The sequence below is a fragment of the Streptomyces sp. NPDC059895 genome (genome assembly GCF_042731035.1).
Taxonomy (GTDB): domain Bacteria; phylum Actinomycetota; class Actinomycetes; order Streptomycetales; family Streptomycetaceae; genus Streptomyces.
In genome coordinates, this window is the sequence record NZ_JBHWKO010000014.1 from 201,622 (window position 1) to 218,879 (window position 17,258).

Annotated in this window: 12 protein-coding genes and 2 pseudogenes; 10 read left to right on the top strand and 4 right to left on the bottom strand. The window is 74.7% G+C overall.

The genetic code is table 11. The features are described from left to right. Positions 1-50: 50 nt before the first annotated feature. From ACFV9M_RS18945 to ACFV9M_RS18955, 3 genes and pseudogenes are all read left to right on the top strand, one after another. Positions 51-308 (top strand): annotated as a pseudogene (locus ACFV9M_RS18945) (hypothetical protein); the annotation flags it as partial. Beyond that, on the top strand, positions 305-1,288 hold the full coding sequence (locus ACFV9M_RS18950) for an N-acetylglucosamine kinase (RefSeq protein WP_385062935.1): 984 nt from the start codon (positions 305-307) through the stop codon (positions 1,286-1,288). The pseudogene ACFV9M_RS18945 and the gene ACFV9M_RS18950, both read left to right, overlap by 4 nt. 160 nt (positions 1,289-1,448) lie before the next feature. After that, entirely contained in the window at positions 1,449-2,372 is a 924-nt protein-coding gene (locus ACFV9M_RS18955; protein WP_385062933.1) for a sirohydrochlorin chelatase, read from the top strand. 171 nt (positions 2,373-2,543) lie between these two features. On the opposite strand, the gene ACFV9M_RS18960 is transcribed toward ACFV9M_RS18955, so the two are convergent. Both ACFV9M_RS18960 and ACFV9M_RS18965 read right to left on the bottom strand, forming a co-directional pair. Next, entirely contained in the window at positions 2,544-3,584 is a 1,041-nt protein-coding gene (locus ACFV9M_RS18960; protein WP_385062931.1) for a lactonase family protein, read from the bottom strand. Positions 3,585-3,891: 307 nt separating this feature from the next. Next, positions 3,892-5,628, bottom strand: coding sequence for an FUSC family protein (locus ACFV9M_RS18965; protein ID WP_385062929.1), 1,737 nt, complete (start codon positions 5,626-5,628; stop codon positions 3,892-3,894). A 268-nt stretch (positions 5,629-5,896) separates the two neighbouring features. On the opposite strand from ACFV9M_RS18965, the gene ACFV9M_RS18970 reads away from it, so the two are divergent. Together ACFV9M_RS18970 and ACFV9M_RS18975 are read left to right on the top strand one after the other, a co-directional pair. Next, on the top strand, positions 5,897-6,376 hold the full coding sequence (locus tag ACFV9M_RS18970) for an Lrp/AsnC family transcriptional regulator (protein WP_385062927.1): 480 nt from the start codon (positions 5,897-5,899) through the stop codon (positions 6,374-6,376). 163 nt (positions 6,377-6,539) lie between these two features. Continuing rightward, positions 6,540-9,344 carry a beta-L-arabinofuranosidase domain-containing protein gene (locus ACFV9M_RS18975; RefSeq protein ID WP_385062925.1) on the top strand — a complete coding sequence of 935 codons (2,805 nt, stop codon included), beginning with the start codon at positions 6,540-6,542 and terminating at the stop codon, positions 9,342-9,344. 35 nt (positions 9,345-9,379) lie between these two features. Here ACFV9M_RS18975 and ACFV9M_RS18980 read toward each other — a convergent pair whose 3' ends face one another. Next, the gene (locus ACFV9M_RS18980; RefSeq protein ID WP_385062923.1) at positions 9,380-10,204 is read right to left on the bottom strand and encodes a LysR family substrate-binding domain-containing protein; all 825 of its coding nucleotides are present in this window, start codon (positions 10,202-10,204) and stop codon (positions 9,380-9,382) included. A gap of 58 nt (positions 10,205-10,262) precedes the next feature. Here ACFV9M_RS18980 and ACFV9M_RS18985 point away from each other — a divergent pair, with 58 nt between their 5' ends. Continuing rightward, positions 10,263-10,685, top strand: coding sequence for a DUF5997 family protein (locus ACFV9M_RS18985; RefSeq protein ID WP_385062921.1), 423 nt, complete (start codon positions 10,263-10,265; stop codon positions 10,683-10,685). 100 nt (positions 10,686-10,785) lie between these two features. On the opposite strand, the gene ACFV9M_RS18990 is transcribed toward ACFV9M_RS18985, so the two are convergent. Next, entirely contained in the window at positions 10,786-11,715 is a 930-nt protein-coding gene (locus ACFV9M_RS18990; RefSeq protein ID WP_385062919.1) for a DMT family transporter, read from the bottom strand. A 155-nt stretch (positions 11,716-11,870) separates the two neighbouring features. Between ACFV9M_RS18990 and ACFV9M_RS18995 the strand changes: the two genes are divergently transcribed. The 4 genes and pseudogenes from ACFV9M_RS18995 to ACFV9M_RS19010 all read left to right on the top strand — a co-directional run. After that, positions 11,871-12,719: a LysR family transcriptional regulator gene (locus ACFV9M_RS18995; protein ID WP_385063136.1), complete on the top strand. Its 849-nt coding sequence runs from the start codon at positions 11,871-11,873 to the stop codon at positions 12,717-12,719. A gap of 89 nt (positions 12,720-12,808) precedes the next feature. Next, positions 12,809-13,198 (top strand): cold-shock protein, encoded by a 390-nt coding sequence (locus ACFV9M_RS19000; RefSeq protein WP_385062917.1) that lies wholly within the window; start codon positions 12,809-12,811, stop codon positions 13,196-13,198. 437 nt (positions 13,199-13,635) lie between these two features. Then, the gene (locus tag ACFV9M_RS19005) at positions 13,636-14,490 is read left to right on the top strand and encodes a DUF4132 domain-containing protein (protein WP_385079062.1); all 855 of its coding nucleotides are present in this window, start codon (positions 13,636-13,638) and stop codon (positions 14,488-14,490) included. Then, positions 14,487-17,258: pseudogene (locus tag ACFV9M_RS19010) on the top strand (hypothetical protein); the annotation flags it as partial. The gene ACFV9M_RS19005 and the pseudogene ACFV9M_RS19010, both read left to right, overlap by 4 nt.

The window sequence follows — 17,258 nt, forward strand, 5'->3', positions numbered from 1 at the left end:
TCAAGCCACTCCGCCATGGTCATCGCGCCTCGTCGGCCCCTCCTCTCCGATACCCGGCTCCCGGAACTCCCGCACACGCGGTGGGCCTGTCCTTCCCGGTCGCGCCGGATGTACGGTCGCTGCCCGGCAGCCTGATCAACATCCACCGGGAGCCGACCACCGACCTGGGCCTGCCCCAGCCGCCCAACGGCGATCCGACGCCCCGGCCCCAGCAGGGCGTGCTGCTGCTCAACAGGGCAGCGCACCCGTCCCCCGACGACCTGCTGATCCGTCAGGAAGGTCAACCCGTGGACTGGCGCCTGCCGTGACCGGTCAGCGGAAGTCCCCCGGCATCCTCGCCGTGGACTCGGGCGGCTCCGGTCTGCGGGTCGCCCTCGGCACCGGTGAGCACGGCACGCCGGCCCGCCGCTCGTCCCCCGTGCCGGTGCGCACCGGCGCGCGGGGCATCGACCCGGCACATCTGATGGAGCAGCTGACGCCCATGGTCCGGGCGTTGACGGCGGAGACCGGCGTCGGCAGTCCCGTCGCCGCGGCCATCGGCGCCGCCGGGTTCGCCACCCTGGGCGAGGCGCTGCGCGCCGAACTCCCGGCCGCCCTCGCGCAGGAGTTCGGCGTGCGCGGCATCGCCCTCGCCTCCGACGCCGTCACCGCCTACGCCGGTGCCCTCGGGACCCGGCCCGGTGCCGTGGTCGCCGCCGGCACCGGTCTCGTCGCCGTCGGCACGGATCTGACGGCCTGGCGACGGGCCGACGGCTGGGGCCATCTGCTGGGCGACTGCGGCGGCGGCGCCTGGATCGGGCGGGCCGGGCTGGAAGCCGCCCTGCGCGCCCACGACGGCCGGGCCGGCGGCTCCGTCCCGCTCCTCACCCGCGCCGAGGAGCGGTTCGGGCCGATGCCCGGCCTGCCCGGCCGGCTCTACCCGCGCCCCGACCGGCCGGCCGTCCTCGCCTCCTTCGCGCCGCAGGTCGCCGCGTGCGCACCGGACGACCCGGTCGCGGCCGGCATCCTGCGGGCGGCGGCCCGGCACATGGCCGACGCGGCCGCCGCCGTCTGCCCGACCGACAAAGAGCCCCGCATAGCGCTCACCGGCGGCCTGTTCCGGCTGGGCGCCCCCCTCCTCGTCCCCGTGGAGGAGGAACTGGCACGGCGGCTGCCGCACGCGCGGCGGGCAGCGGCCGCCGGCGATCCGCTGGACGGCGCGATCCGGATCGCCACCGACCTTGCGGAGGGCGCGCTCACCCTGCCGGTTGACGAGACGGTGCTGTACGTGGTGAACCACACGCCATGACGCAAAAAGGGGGATTGCCCCCCTCCGAGGGCAAGTCGCCCGGAAAACACGCTGATCACTTCTGATCCGTACGTAACTCATCAGACAAAAGTGGACGGATACCGCTCACCTGCACCCTCCCCGAACAGGGGAGCCCAGGAAGCCAGTAACATGCGGCGCCATGAGTTCCCCCACTGGGCCCGCGTCCGGCCTGCCTGTACGAATGCCGCGCCCCCGCCAGCCCGGGCGGCACCGCCGACCCGAGCCCCTGGCGGCTCCCGAGGGCGCGCCCGCGCTCGTCCTCGCAGTGCCGGGCACGCCTAGCGCCGCCACCCGCGGCCTCGCCGAGGAGATCGTGAGCATCGCCCGCTCGGAGCTTCCCGGCCTCGACGCGCGCATCGGGTACCTGGACGGGGACGACAGCGACTTCCCCAGCCTCCAGTCCGTGCTGGCGTACGCCGGTGAGGAGCGCACCGCCCGCTACGAGCAGGCCCTCGCCGCCGGTCTGGACCTCAAGGAGCCGGACGGCCCCGTCGCGGTCGTCGTGCCGCTGCTGGCCGGGCCGGACAGCGCGCTGCTGCGCCAGGTCCGCCAGGCCGTTATGGACAGCCGGGTCGCCGCCGACCTGACCGACGCCCTCGGCCCGCACCCCCTCCTCGCCGAGGCGCTGCACGTGCGCCTGTCCGAGGCGGGCCTGGCCCGCGCGGACCGCGCCCGCCTGTTCACGGTGGCCACCGCCGCGGACGGCATCATCCTGGCCTCCGTGGGCGGCGACGAAGCAGTGCAGGCCGCCGGCATCACGGGCATGCTGCTCGCCGCGCGCCTCGCCGTGCCGGTGATGGCCGCGGCCCTCGACCAGGAGGGCTCGATCGCCTCCGTCGCCGAGCGGCTGCGCACGTCCGGCTCGCAGCAGCTGGCCCTGGCGCCGTACCTGATCGGTCCGGAGATCGACGCCTCGCTCATCGAGGAGGCGGCCAAGGAAGCCGGCTGCCCCGCCGCCGACGCCCTCGGCCCGTACCCGGCCATCGGCAAGCTCGCCCTGGCCAAGTACACGACGGCCCTGGGCATCGCTCCCCAGCAGCCGCAGGGGACGCCGGTCCGCTGACCGCTCCGGCAGCCCGTACGCCGCGCGTACGGGCCTGCGGCACGTCGCAGTACGTCGAAAGGGCCCGCTCCGGATGAGAAGCGGGCCCTTCGCCGTGAGAAGCGTGCCCTTCACCGGGAGGGGCGGGCCGGTGGCCCGGTGTGGCCCGTCGGGCGTGTGAGCGGGCGCCGGTCAGCCGAGCACCACACAGGAGGCCGCCGCCACCTCGATCGAGCCCGCCCGGCGGGGCAGACCCGTGGACGGGTCGAGGGCGAACCAGGTGACGTCGCCGGAGCGTTCGTTGGCGACGTAGAGGAATCCCGCGGAGACGGCGAGGGCGCGCGGCCAATGGCCCCCGCACGGCACCGTGCCGATCAGACGCAGCGCCTCCCCCTCGCCCTCCACCGCGAACACGGACAGCACGTCCGCGCCACGGGTGGCCGTCCACACGAACCGGCCGTCGGGCGAGACGGCGATGCCCGAGGGGTAGGCGTCCACGGCGGGCGCGTCGGGCAGCACGGGGACCTCCACCAGTGGCTTCAGCGAACCGTCCGGGGCGTCCCAACGGCAGGCGGTGACGCTCGGCGTGAGCTCGTTGACGACGTACGCGTACGAGCCGCCCGGGTGGAAGGCCAGGTGACGCGGGCCGGAGCCGGGGCGCAGGGCGACCTCCCGGTGCAGCAGGGGGCGGCCGTCGCGCAGGTCGCACACCCGTACCGAGTCCGTCCCGAGGTCCACGCTGACCGCCCAGCGCCCCGTCGGGTCCGGCAGGACCTGGTGGGCGTGCGGCCCCTGCTGGCGCTTCGTGTGCGGCCCGGAGCCGCTGTGCCGCAGAACGCCGGAGGCGGCCCGGGCCAGGGTGCCGTCCGCCCGGACGGGCACGGCGGTGACGCTGCCGGACCCGTAGTTGGCGGTCAGGACGTGGCCGTCGAAGACGCTGAGGTGCGTGGGGCCGTTGCCGTCGACCGGCACCGGCGCCCCCACCCGCTCGGGCACGTCCCCGGTCACGCTGTACGCCGCCACCGCGCCCTCGGCGGTCTCGCTCACCGCGTACAGCGTGCCGCCGGTCGGCGACAGTGCCAGGTACGAGGGGTCGGGGATGCCGTTCACCCTGCTCAGGACGGTCAGCGCGCCGTCGTCCGGGTCCACGGCCGCCATCACGATCCCGGGTCCGCCGGCCGCGGTGAACGACCCGATGAACGCCCGCCCGGGCCGTCTGCCGACCTCTGCCACCGCTGTCCCCTCTCGTGTCGCCGTCGTCCCGGGGGTGACGGTAGCAGCCGGCCCCGATCGGTCTAGACCAAACGAGACGCTCGGGGCGGATGTTTCCGCAGGCCCGCGACGGGAGACTGGAGACGGGGCACGTCCAGGGCGCCGGCGGTCCGGGCGTGGCGCCGTGTCCGCCCCGAGCCCGGCCCTGCCACGGGTGCCACGGGTGCCACGGGTGCCACAGGTGCCACAGGTGCCACAGGTGCCACGGGTGCCACGGGTGCCACGGGTGCCACGGGTGCCACAGGTGCCTACGAGGAGGGGGGCGGCCTCACGCGCCGACCAGTGGCTCCTCTCGCCTCGCCCGCAGGGGGTGGGCCAGCTCCGCCAGGGCCCGCTCCAGACCGTGCAGGTGCGTCAGAGCGGGTTCACCACTGAGCGGCGCACGGCGGTCGGCGGACCACGTCGGCGGGCGGTCGGCGGACGGCACCGGCGGATGGTCGGCGGACGCCGTCGGCAGGTGGTCGAGGGAGGGCACCGGCAGGCGGTCCGCGAGCGGCACCGGCAGACGGTCGACGGACGAGGTCCGCATGCGCTCGGTGTTCGGCTCCGCGCGCACTGCGGGCACCGCGGGCACCGCGGGCTCCACGGTCACCGCACGCACCGCATGCACCACAGGCACCACGCTCACCGCGCGCACCGCCCGTCCCCGCCCGCCCTCGGTCAGCGCCTCCACCGCGCCCTGCACGCGCCGGCAGGCGGCGGCGAGGCGGGCGTCGTGGGAGGACTCGGGATCGGCGGCGACCGCGGCCAGGCCTCGGATCTCGCGGGCGCAGTCGTCGAGCAGGGCCAGGACCCGGCGGGCGCGCCGCTTGCGGGCGAGGACGGGGTTCAGCGGGTGGACGAGCGGGGCGACGGAGAGCCGTACCCGGCCGAGGAGCTGTTCGAGTTCGGCCACCCGTGCGGCGGGGTCGGCCTCCGGGTCGCCGGCGAGGCGCGCCGCGGCCTCCGCGGTGCAGGCGTGGACGCAGCGCAGGGCGCGCTGGATCCAGCCGTCGGTGACGGCGTGGGTGGTGACGGGCAGCACGAGCAGCACCGCCAGGACGGCGCCGAGGGCACCCACGCCGGTCTCCGCGACGCGCAGCGCGAGCAGCGCGGGGCTGAGGACGCCGAGGAGGCCGTAGAGCAGTTCGGCGAGCAGGGTCACCCAGAGCATCATCCAGGTGTAGGAGACGGCGGCGGTGTAGAAGATGCCGAAGACGCAGACGGCGGCGAGGGCGGCGGTGGGCACGCCGGCGCCGTTCACCGGGACGGCGACGAGCAGTCCGAGTCCGATGCCGAGGACCGTGCCGAGGACCCGGCGGAAGCCGCGCACCAGGGTCTCGCCGCGCGAGGTGGTGTTGACGAAGACCCACCAGGTGGCACCGACGGCCCAGTACCAGCGCTGGCCCGACACCAGCTGGCCCACGAGGAGGGCGAAGCCGGCACCCGCCGTGGCCTGGACCGCCTGGCGGGTGGTGACGCGGGCGAGTCCTCGGCCGCCCGGCGGCGCGGGAACGGGAGCGGGCGGCAGCCGGCGCTCGTAGCACCAGGCCCCGAAGCGCACCGCCGCCGCGCTCAGCACGGACAGCACGACGGCCGCGCACAGCTCGGGCAGCCGGCCGCCGGTCGCGTGCAGGAACTGCGCGACGAAGAACATCATGAACGCGAACACTCCGAGGCTGTGCCCGCGAGGCCCCCAGCGGCGCGCGTACACGCCCGCGCCGACGACGGCGAGGAAGGTGAGGTCACGGGCCACGGGGTGGTCGTGCAGCAGGGCCGCGGCCGCCAGCACGGGCAGGCCGGCGGCGGGCAGCAGCGCGGTGGTGACCGCCTGTCCGCGCACGGTGGCGTCGGTGACGGTGAACAGGGCGAGCAGCGCGGCGAGCCCGCCGGTGACGGCACCGGCCAGGGAGTGCCCGGCGAGGCCGCACGCCACGACGGCCGACCCGATCCCGAGGACGGCCCGCGCGGCGAACCGCAGCCGCGCCCGCCCCGGGTCCGGAGCCACGAACACCCTCTTGAGCACTGCTTCCCGCCCCTCTGCGACATCGGCACGCAAAAGGCGCCGCGGTGTCCGCAGCGCCATCGATGCCCCCATGACACCACCCGGGCCTCCACTGGCTCAAGTCGTCGCTTTGAAGGTGAGCCAATGGCTCATCGGATCGGGCGCCAGCAAGGCCACCGGAATACCAACGGCTCAGGATCGAACGGCTCACCCTCAGGATGCGCAGCTGGGCCGTTGGTACAGTCAGGGGAAGATCACAGACCCGCGGACCGAGGAGGCCGGACACCCCGTGGCCGTGGATGAGCTGGACACCCGCATCCTGCGCCTGCTGCTCGAGCAGCCGCGCACCAGCGCGCGGGAGTACGCCCGCGTTCTCGGCATCGCCCGCGGCACCCTCCAGGCCCGCCTCGACCGGCTGGAGCGGGAGGGTGTCGTCACCGGCACCGGCCCGTCCCTCTCCCCCGCGGCGCTGGGCCACCCGGTGCTGGCGTTCGTACACATCGAGGTCACCCAGGGCCACCTCGACGACGTGGGTGACGCGCTGGCCGCCGTGCCGGAGATCGTCGAGGCGTTCTCGATCACCGGGGGCGGCGACCTCCTCACCCGGGTGGTGGCGCGGGACAACGCACACCTGGAGGACGTCATCCAGAAGCTCATCAGTCTCCCGGGCGTCGTCCGCACCCGCACCGAGGTCGCGTTGCGCGAACGGGTGCCGTACCGCCTGCTGCCGCTGGTGGAGTCGATCGGCCGGTCCGCGGCCGGAAAGTGACCCGAGCACGCGCGCACGGCGGCCGGTCCCCCGTCAGGAAGTGACGGACCGGGCGGCCGATCCGGTCCGCACCGTTGACGCTCTCCCGCACCCCCTCTAACGTCTGGTCGATCACTCGCACACTGTCCGTGATATCGAACATCGGCCTCCGGAGGAGCAGTACATGGCGCAGCCCCTCACCAGACGGACCCTGCTGCAGAGCGCGGTCCTCGCGGCCTCCGTTCCCGGCATCGCCGGCGGAGCCTCCGTGGCGGCCTCGGCGGCCACCGCGGCCCCGGCGGCCGCGGTCCCGCCCCCGGCCGCCTGGACCCTGCTCCCCTTCGACCTCGGCAGCGTCTCCCTCGGCCCCGGCGTCTTCGCCGACAAGCGCCGGCTGATGCTGGACCACGCCCGCGGCTACGACGTGAACCGGCTGCTCCAGGTGTACCGGGCGAACGCGGGCCTCTCCACGCTGGGAGCGGTCGCCCCCGGCGGCTGGGAAGGGCTCGACGGGGAGGCCAACGGCAATCTGCGCGGCCACTACACCGGCCACTTCCTGACGATGCTGTCCCAGGCCCACGCGAGCACCGGCGACCAGCTGTACGCGGACCGGATCGGGACCGTGGTCGGCGCGCTGACCGAGGTGCGCGAGGCGCTGCGGCACGACCCGGCCGTGCTGAGCGTCAGCGGCAGGTTCGGCACGGCCGTGGAGAACGTCCGCGGCTCCCACCAGTACGTCGACCTGCCCGCCGGCGTCCTCGGCGGCGCGTCGGAGATCACCCTGGCAGCCTGGGTGAAGCCCACCCACGCCGGCGCCTGGGCCCGCGTCCTCGACTTCGGCGACGACACGACCCGCTATCTGTACCTGACCACGCGCAATGCCGGCGGGGTGCCCCGGTTCGCCGTCACCACCGGCGGGCCCGGCGCCGAGCAGGGCCTCGACGGCACCGCCGCGCTCCCCCTCGACGAGTGGAGCCACCTGGCGGTGACCCTCACGGGAGGCACCGGGACGCTGTACGTCAACGGCACGGAAGTGACCCGGAACACGGCCATGTCCCTCACCCCGGCCGCCCTGGGCAGTCTCGCCCACCACTGGCTCGGCCGTTCCCACTACGCCTCCGACCCCGTCTTCGCGGGGGCCTTCGGCGGCTTCGACGTGTGGTCGCGTGCCCTGAGCGCGGCGGAGATCGGCGGCCTGCAGAGCGTCCGCGGCTCCGGCGACCTCGCCTCGTACGCCTTCGACGAGACGTCGGGCTCCACCTTCGCGGACACCTCCGGGCACGGCCTCACCGCCACCCTGCGCCGCACCTGGGGCGGTCCCAGCCACCCCGGTTTCCTCGCGGCCTACCCGGAGACGCAGTTCATCGAGCTGGAGTCGATGACCAGCAGCGACTACACACGGGTGTGGGCGCCCTACTACACCGCGCACAAGATCCTGCGGGGCCTGCTGGACGCCCACCTCGCCACCGACGACGCCCGCGCCCTCGACCTGGCGTCCGGGCTGGGCGACTGGATGCACTCCCGGCTGTCACCGCTGCCCGCGGCCACGCTCCAGCGGATGTGGGGCCTGTTCTCCAGCGGCGAGTTCGGCGGCATCGTGGAGGCGATCTGCGATCTGCACGCGCTCACCGGCAAGGCCGAGCACCTCGAACTCGCCCAGCTGTTCGACCTCGACCGGCTCATCGACGCGTGCGCCGCGAACACCGACATCCTGGACGGCCTGCACGCCAACCAGCACATCCCGATCTTCACCGGGTACGTCCGGCTGTACGACGCGACGGGCGAGGAGCGCTACCTCACCGCCGCGAAGAACTTCTGGGACATGGTCGTACCGCACCGCATGTACGGCATCGGCGGCACCAGCACGGGTGAGTTCTGGAAGGCGCGGGACGTCATCGCGGGCACCATCGGCGCCACGACCGCCGAGACCTGCTGCGCGTACAACCTGCTGAAACTCAGCCGGCTGCTGTTCCTCCACGAGCAGGACCCGAAGTACATGGAGTACTACGAACGGGCCCTGCTCAACCAGGTCCTCGGCTCCAAGCAGGACACCCCCGACGCGGAGAAGCCGCTGGTCACGTACTTCATCGGGCTCACGCCGGGGCATGTCCGCGACTACACGCCCAAGCAGGGCACCACCTGCTGCGAGGGCACCGGCATGGAGAGCGCCACCAAGTACCAGGACTCGGTCTACTTCGCCGCCGCCGACGGCAGCGCCCTCTACGTCAACCTGTACAGCCCTTCCACCCTGACCTGGGCGGAGAAGGGCGTCACCGTCACGCAGAGCACCGACTTCCCGCGCGAGCAGGGCACCACGCTCACCGTGCGGGGCCGTACCGCGTCCTTCGCGCTGCGGCTGCGCGTGCCGTCCTGGGCGACCGCCGGGTTCCGGGTGACGGTCAACGGCCGCAGGGCCGGCGGCACCCCCGCCCCGGGGAGCTACTTCACGGTGTCCCGTACCTGGCACGACGGGGACACCGTCCGCATCGAGGTGCCGTTCCGGCTGCGCGTCGAGAAGGCCCTGGACGATCCGGCCCTGCAGACCCTGTTCCACGGCCCGGTCCATCTCGTCGCCCGGGACGCCGCCACCACCTGGCTGGAGTTCGGCCTCTACCGCAACGCGGCCCTCTCCGGCGACCTGCTGCCCTCCCTCACTCCCGTGGACGGGAAGCCGCTGCACCACACGCTGGACGGGACCGAGTTCGCCCCGTTCTTCGAGGGCACCGAGGATCCGACCCACGCCTACGTGCGCCGGGCCGAACCCCGGGTGGTCTTCGGCAACAGCGACTCGGGCGTGGCCAACCCCGCCAAGGCGGACGGCACCACCCTGCTCGACGAGGTGTGGGCGGGGGCCCCGTTCAGCGGTAAGAGAGCGCTGGTGGCCCGGGTGCGGAGCGTGGTGAACGCCTGGGTGGCCGACGGGCTGCTCGGACAGGCCGCCGGAGAGAAGGTGGTGAGCACGGCGCGGAGCGCGACCTTCGCGGCATGACGGAGTGCGACTGAGATCACTCCGTAGCGTGACCGTCAGGACCGGCGGCGCGGCCTGCCGCCGCCGGTACCGCGCCGGCCGCCGCCCTGGGCGCCGCCGGCGCGGCCGCGCGTCCCCCCACCCGCCGCGGCCTTGCGCGGGGCGCCACCGCCGGACTTCGACGCCCGCCGCTCGCCCTTCCGCTCCTGCGTGCGGTCACCCTTGCCGTCGCCGCTCCGCTCGCCCCTGCGCTCCGCCGGTGCCTGCTGGGCCCGGCCGCGTGTGCTGTTGACGGTGCGGCCCCGGACGATGCCGATGAAGGCCTCGACCAGGTCGGTGGTCGCGTCCTCGGGCCAGGACAGCGCGACGCTCGACTGCGGGGCGTCCACGACCGGGCGGTACGTGAGGTCGCGGCGGTGGTGCAGGCGGGCCAGCGACTGGGGCACGACCAGGACGCCGATGTTCGCCGCGACCAGTTCGATCGCGTCCGCCGTGGTCGCCGGACGCTCGAAGGCGGGCTCGCCGGGCAGCCGCTCCCAGCCGAGGACGTCGTCGAGGGGGTGGAGGACCACCTCGTCGGCCAGGTCGTCGAGGGTCACCTCGTCCGCCGCGGTCAGCAGGTGGTCCTTGGGGACCACGACGACGGTCGTCTCGGTGTAGAGGGGGATCGCGCTGAACACCGTACGGTCCACCGGAAGCCGTACGAAGGCCGCGTCGGCGGCGCGGTCGCGCAGCACGCCGGAGGCCTCGTCCGCCGTCACCTGGAGGAGGGCGAGGGGGACGTCGGGCAGGCGCTCCGCCCAGGTCCGCACCCACTTGGCGGGCGTCACTCCGGGGACGTACGCGAGCCGGAACGAGGGGGAATCCGCCGAGTCGGTCATCCCGTCAGGCTACCGGCTGTGGTCGGGGGCGCCGTCCGCGGCCGATAGTCTGGACAGCATGAAGTCGCACCAGAGCACCCAGACGATGAAGCCCGCGACCGCGGCGAAGAAGCTGGGTGTGTACCTCCCCGCCACTCCCGCCGAGTTCCAGGAGGGTGTCGTCTCGCGCGCCGAGCTCAACGAGCTCCAGGCGAACCCGCCGGCATGGCTGCGGGCGCTGCGGGAGAGCGGTCCGCACCCCCGTCCGGTCGTGGCGGCGAAGCTGGGCGTGTCGATCGCGGGACTGGCCCGGGGCGGCATCACCGAGGCGCTGACCACCGAGCAGATCGAGGACCTCAAGGACGCCGGGCCCGAGTGGCTGGCGAAGGAACGCGCCACCCAGGCGGAGGTCCGCAAGGAGGCGGTCCGCCTCAAGAAGCAGAAGGCCGAGAAGGCGGAGAAGGCCGAGAAGGCGGAGCAGACCGCGCGCACGGAGCGCTGACCCCGGCCCCCGGCCCCCGGCCCCCGGCCGCCGGTATCCGGCCGGGAAGGGGCCCCGACGACAGCGCCCCCGGCGCGACGCGTGGGCGCCCCGGGCCCCTTCACCCGCGCCGTGGACGGCCGACACCGACGCCGAGGGCGTTGGCCAGGACGACGGCGGCGACGGCCGCCCAGTCGACGAGGCCGAGGGCCTGCCCGAGCCCGATCCACCCGACCAGCGCCGCCAGCACCGGGTTGACGCTCATGAACAGGCTGAACGCGGCCGGGGGCACGTGCCGCAGGGTGAACAGGTCGGCGAGGTAGGGCACCGCCGAGGACAGCACACCGGCGGCGACGGCGCAGCCCACGGCCGACGCCGTCGGCGGGTGGTGGAGCACGAGGCCGACACCGACCGGCAGGAACGCCAGGGCGGAGACGGCGGCCGCCATCGCGGGGCCCTGCGCTCCCGGCACCCGCCGCCCCACGGTCCGGTTGAGCAGGATGTACGACGCCCAGCACACCGCGGCGATCAGACCGAGCCCCATCCCCAGGTAGTCGGTGGAGGGCTGCGGACGCATCAGCGTCACCGCGCCCGCCGCGGCGAGCACGGCGCAGCAGGCGTCGACGCGGCGGCGCGCGGCGGCCAGGGCGAGGGTCAGCGGACCGAGGAACTCCAGGGTCACCGCCAGCCCGAGGCCGACGCGGTCGATCGCGGTGTAGAGGGAGAGGTTCATCGTCCCGAACACCAGGGCGAGCAGCAGGATCGGCCCCCACTGGTGCCGGGTGAGCGCCCGCGGGCGGGGGCGGCCGATGACCAGCAGGACGAGTGCGGCGACGTACTGGCGTACCGCCACGACGCCCACGGGGCCGAGCACGGGGAAGGCGAGAGAGCCGATCGCCGCGCCGGTCTGGTTGGACAGTCCGCTGCCGACCATGACGGCCACCCCGGCGAGCCGCCGCGGGGCGGGCGGAGCCGTGGGGGCGGGCGGAGCCGTGGGAGCGGGCGGAGCCACGGGCGCGGAGGCTTCTCCGTGCGGGGAGACGGCAGACATGGGGGGATCGTCCTGCGCGACCGATGGTGCGCAAAATGCATGCGATGCGCCATCCATACGATGCGGTCATGGATGGTGCCTCCGGGGAACCGGGGAGGGTGGCGGGGCTGACCGGAGGTCGGACGGGAGTGGCCGGAGTGAGTCGTGGGACGGACGTGGAACTGCGGCAGCTGCGGTGTCTCGTGGCGATCCTCGACGAGGGCGGCTTCACCGACGCCTCGGCCGTGCTCGGTGTCTCCCAGGCGGCCGTCTCCCGCACCCTCGCCTCGCTCGAACGAGCCCTGGGCGTGAGGCTGTTGCGGCGCACCTCGCGGGTGGTGACGCCGACCGCGGCCGGGCTGCGCGTCGCGGCGCACCCGCGGCGGGTGCTGGGCGAGGTCGACTCGCTGGTGCGGGAGGCCTCCCACCGGCACACCCGGCTGCGGATCGGCTACGCCTGGTCGGCGCTCGGCCGGCACACCCTCGCCTTCCAGCGGCGGTGGGCGGCGGAGCACCCGGCGACCGAACTCCAGCTGGTGCGCGTCAACTCCCCGAGCGCGGGGCTGGCCGAGGGCGCCACCGACATGGCGGTGGTGCGCAGGCCCTTGGACGACCGGCGGTTCGACGCCGCGCTCGTGGGGCTCGAACGGCGCCTGTGCGCCCTGGCCGCCGACGATCCGCTGGCCCGGCGGCGGTCCCTGCGACTGGCCGATCTCGGTGGACGGACGCTGCTGATCGACCGCCGCACCGGCGCCACCACCCCCGAACTGTGGCCCGCCGACGCGCGGCCTGCCACGCAGGAGACCCATGACGTCGACGACTGGCTCACCGTGATCGCCACCGGCCGCGGCGTCGGCATGACCGCCGAGTCGACCGCGAACCAGTATCCGCGGCCCGGGATCGTCTTCCGTCCCGTCCGCGACGCCGAGCCGGTCGCCGTGCGCCTGGTGTGGTGGCGCGACGATCCCCATCCGGCCACCCAGGCCGTGATGGAGCTGCTCACGGCGCTGTACCGTGCTCAGTGAGCCCCCGGGAGTCGCTCGGGGGCCGTCGGGATGACTACGATCTGGTCAGGTTCACCGACGTGGGTGTTTCGAGGTTGTTGGGGGTCGGGATGGTTGCTGGTCGTGTGGTGCGCTTCGACAGCCAGCGTGGTTACGGGTTCATCGCGCCCGACGACGGCGGCGAGGACGTCTTCCTGCACGTGAACGACATGCTGATGCCCGAGTCGCAGGTGCGGCGGGGCATCGTCGTGGAGTTCGAGATCGAGGACGGCGAGCGCGGCCCGAAGGCGTCCGGGGTGCGGCTCGCGCGGGGCGAGGACGGCAAGCCGCTGGCGGCCGACGACGACGTCCTGTGCGATGTGCTCAGCACGGAGGAGTTCACCCGGGACGTCACCGAGGCCCTGCTGACGGCGGCACCCTCGCTGACCGCCGAGCAGATCCTCCAGGTCCGCGGCGCGCTGGCCCAGTTCGCGAAGAACCACGGCTGGGTCGAGGGCTGAGAGCCCCGGCCGGGGCTCCCGGCCGAGGACCCCCGTGTCCCGTCCGGCTCCGGTGGAGCCGGACGGGACACGGGTTCGGCACGCCGGAAAGACGCTGTCGGACACATCGTCAGGACGCCGTGAGGACGCCGGCGGAAGCGAGTCGGGACGCCGTGAAGGCGCCGGTGGAAGATCGTCGGGACGCCGTGAGGACGCCGGCGGAAGATCGTCGGGACGCCGGGCGGGACGAGCGGCTCGTGACCGGAACGAGCCGCCCGCGGGCAGCCGTCCGCGGGCAGCCGTCCGCCCGTCGGGCCAAGCCCCCGCACGCCGACGACCAGGGGTTTCCTCCCGGTGATGCCGCGCACCACCGGGCCCGCGCCCCGGCCCGGGACCCGTTGTCAGTGGCCTGTTCTACAGTTCCCGTCACTTGATCACTGCGGGTGCGGGAGGCACACATGGGGTGGGTGTCGGCCGGCGGCTACGAAGTCGCCCTCGACGACGGCAAGGTGGTGTGCCGCAACGCGGCCGGGCGGCGGCTGAAGTCCGTACCGCCCAAGATCGCGGACGATCCGGCGGTGGTGGGCCTGCGTCAGCTCGTCGAGTGGCTGGAGCGGCACGAGCGCCAGTGCCTGACCGACGTCGAGCGCTGGATGGTGCGCTCGCTGCCGGTACCGCTCGCCGTCCTCACCCGGGTGTGGCCCGACACGGCCTGGCAGGCCGCCCTGCGCGACCTCGTCGTCACGGGAGCCGACGGCGAGGTGGCCGGATTCCTGCGGGACGCCGACCCCGAGCGCGGTCTCGGCCTGGTCGACCTGGACGGCGACACCGTCCGGATCGCACCGGACCTCGTCCGGCTTCCGCACCCGGTGCTCCTCGACGACCTGGAGGAGCTGAGGGAGTTCGCCGTCGAACTCGGCGTCGAACAGCGCGCCCAGCAGCTCTTCCGCGAGGTGTGGCACCGGCCCGCCGCGCTCGACGCGGAGGCCGTCTCCGTCGAGGACTACGCGGGCGGGCTCTTCAAGCAGCTGCGGTTCCTGCACGGCCGGGCGGCCCAGCTCGGCTACCGCGTGCGCGGCGGCCACGCCGTGTGCTCCGTCCTGGAGGACGGCCGCGGCGTCGAGGCCCGGGTGTGGGTCGGTGACTACGACGGCTACGAGGAGACGGAGACCGGCCCGCTGGTCTTCACCGACCCCGCGGGGCGGGTGCTGAAGCTCGGTCAGGTCGGGCCGGTGGCCTGGTCGGAGGGCATGCGCATGGCGGCCGCGCTGTACGCCGGACGCGACATCGAGGACGAGGAGCAGGCGGCATGACGTACGACGAGACCACCACGGCCGCACTGCTCGACGCCGGCGCCGTCCTGCCGCCGGGCACCACCGGCCGGGAGGACGCCGACGCCCTCACCGTCCGCACGTACTCGCACCCCGCCCTGGACGACCGGCAGGTCGTGCGGCTCGTGGCGGGCACGCTCGGTGAGGCCGAGGACCTCGCCCTGGACTTCCTGGGGCTGGTCCGCGAGCCGGAGACCCCCGAGGTCGGCCAGGTGCGCCGGGAGACGCTCGGCTTCCCCGCCTGGGCGCTGGTCAACGACCCGGCGAACGGGCACCACGCGCTGGCCCTGGTCAAGGACGTCGAGCGGCTCGCCCGGCAGGCCAAGTCCCGCCCCGGCACCGCCAAGGAGGGCTTCGAAGCGCTCGGCGTACGGCTCGGCCGGGCCGTGCCGCACTTCCTGCCCACCTTCTACGAGCAGGCCGCCCGGGTCTTCCTCCAGCACGAGAACACCACCTACGCGGCCGCGTTCTTCGGCAAGGCCCGCGAGGCCGAGCGGGTGCACGCGCTGGCCGTGGACGAGGAGCGGCAGCGGGCCGTGTTCCTGGAGTTCGCCTTCGCCGGGGCGCTCACGGTCAAGGCGCTCAAGGAACACGTGAAGGCCCTCGCGGCACGGCTCAGCCCCGCCGACGCCTGGACGCAGTTCCGGCAGCTGACCGTGGAACGCTGCGCGGCCGGCATGCCGCCGTACGCCTCGCTGCCGCAGGACGCGCGCGGGCTGATCAAGGCCGCCGGTCTCGACCGGGTCACCGAGGAGTGCTCCCTCGTCGCCGACCTGCTCGCCTCCCCGGCGGCGGTCCGGGCGCCCGCGTCCTTCTGGAACACCTACCGGGCGGCCCTCGTCGTCCTGGCCGAGCGGCAGCCCGCCGTACGGGCCCGGCTGCTGGAGATCATGCCGGCGGGCCTGGGCCGGTCCACCGAGGACGACGAGTTCTGGCTGGCGCTGCTCACGGAGACGCGCGCCGACCTGCTGCTGACCGGGGACGCCGGGGCGACGGCCGGCGGGGAGGACCCGGCGGCCGGTGTCGACCCGGCGGACTGGCTCAGCCGCTGGGCCCTGCACCGCAAGCACGGCTCGTCCGTCTCCGACCGCTCGCCGTCCACGCTCGCGCTCGTCGAGCGGATGGCGCCGCGGCTGCGCGCCCGGGGCCGCGCCGTGGACCTCTTCACGGGCCGCTGGCACGCCGGCGCCGACCTCGACCTGCTGGACCTGTGCGTCGCGCAGGGCGTGCCGCTGACGCCGCCCACCGCCGGCCAGGACGTCTTCCTCCCGCTGAACCGCTGGCTCGAGGACACCCGGACCGGCCGCCGCGATCTGACGGCCATCGCGTCCGATCCGCGCCACCGGCGGCTGCTGTACGTGTCCGTCGGCACCCTGAGCGGCCACCGCCCCGACCCGAAGCTGCTGGACGGCCTGGCCGGGCACCCGGTCCTCGCCGACGTGCTGCGCGAGTGGCTGGACGACGCGGCCGAGGAGCTGACCGCCGCGGCCGGCCTGCCCGCGGCCCGCTCGGCACTCGACCGGCTGCGTCCGTTCCGGACGGTCGCCGCCCGGGTGAGCCCGGCCGCCGTCGCCAAGGTCGCCGCGCACCAGGCCGCGCCACTGCTCGGCCGCACCCTGCGGGCCGGGATCCCCGACGAGCTGGGCTGGCCCGCTCTGGAGGAGGCGCTGGCACGGCTCGACGCCGAGACCCGGCGCGGCCGCGACGACACCCTGACCGTGGAGGAGGCCTGGCCCGCGCTGATCCTCTCCCGCCGGCACAAGGCGATCGTCGTCGGCCCGCAGGAGATCCTGCTGGAGCACGACCTGCGGCTGCCCGTGGAGCTGGACCGCTGGCAGCGTCCCGTCTTCCGTTACACGGACGGGGAACTGCTGGTCATGTGGCGGCAGGACGGCAAGCAGTTCGGCTACTGGTCGGCCCGCCCGTCCGAGGTGTTCCCGCTCGGCGGCGAGCAGCTCCCCCACTGGTACGGCAGCGGCGACGCGGGCGAGCCGTCGATCCCGCTGCCCGGCGGGGGCCGCGCCACCGGCGGCCGGGCCCTGCACGCCGGGGACACGGTCGTGCCGCCCGGCCGTCCCGTCCTCGGGGACGGCACCTCGTACTGGCGCCAGGGCAGGGAGGGCCGCCGCCGCGTGTGGCTGGAGTACGACCCGGCCACCGGCACGCACGGACGTGCCTCGCTGCCCGCGTTCCTGCGGGCCGGGGTCCGCGAGGGGACGACCCTGCTCCAGCAGCACTGCGCGGTGCTGCCGCTCCAGCCCGGTCTGGAGCACAGCCCGTTCGGCACGGACGGCACGGTCCTCGGCCGCTGGGTGCGCCGGGAGGGCACGGGCGCCGAGGCCCGTACGACCGCGGGTACCCCGGACGGGCGGACCGTCAGCCTGCCGGCGGGACAGGACCGAGAGCAGGGCGTTCCGCTCGGCGCGCTGCGACTGCCCGGCGCGGAACCCATGGTGGTCGCCGTGCACCGGCACATCGCCCTGTACACGGCGGACGAGGCCGCCGGCGCGCTGGAGTGGGGGCGGGTGACACCGCTGGAGCGCGGCGGCGAGTTCGCCGCCGGTACGCGTCTGGTGCCGCCGGTCGACTTCTGGCACGCGCTGCGGCCCCGGGACGCGGAGGCGTCGGCGCTCCTGCGGGCCCTGAGCGACGACCGGGCCGGGGAGCTGCTGCGCGCGGGCGCCCAGGCCCTCGCGGAGCGGGCGGCGCTGGTGGCGGCCGCGGCCGCGGCGTCGAGCACGGGCGCGGGC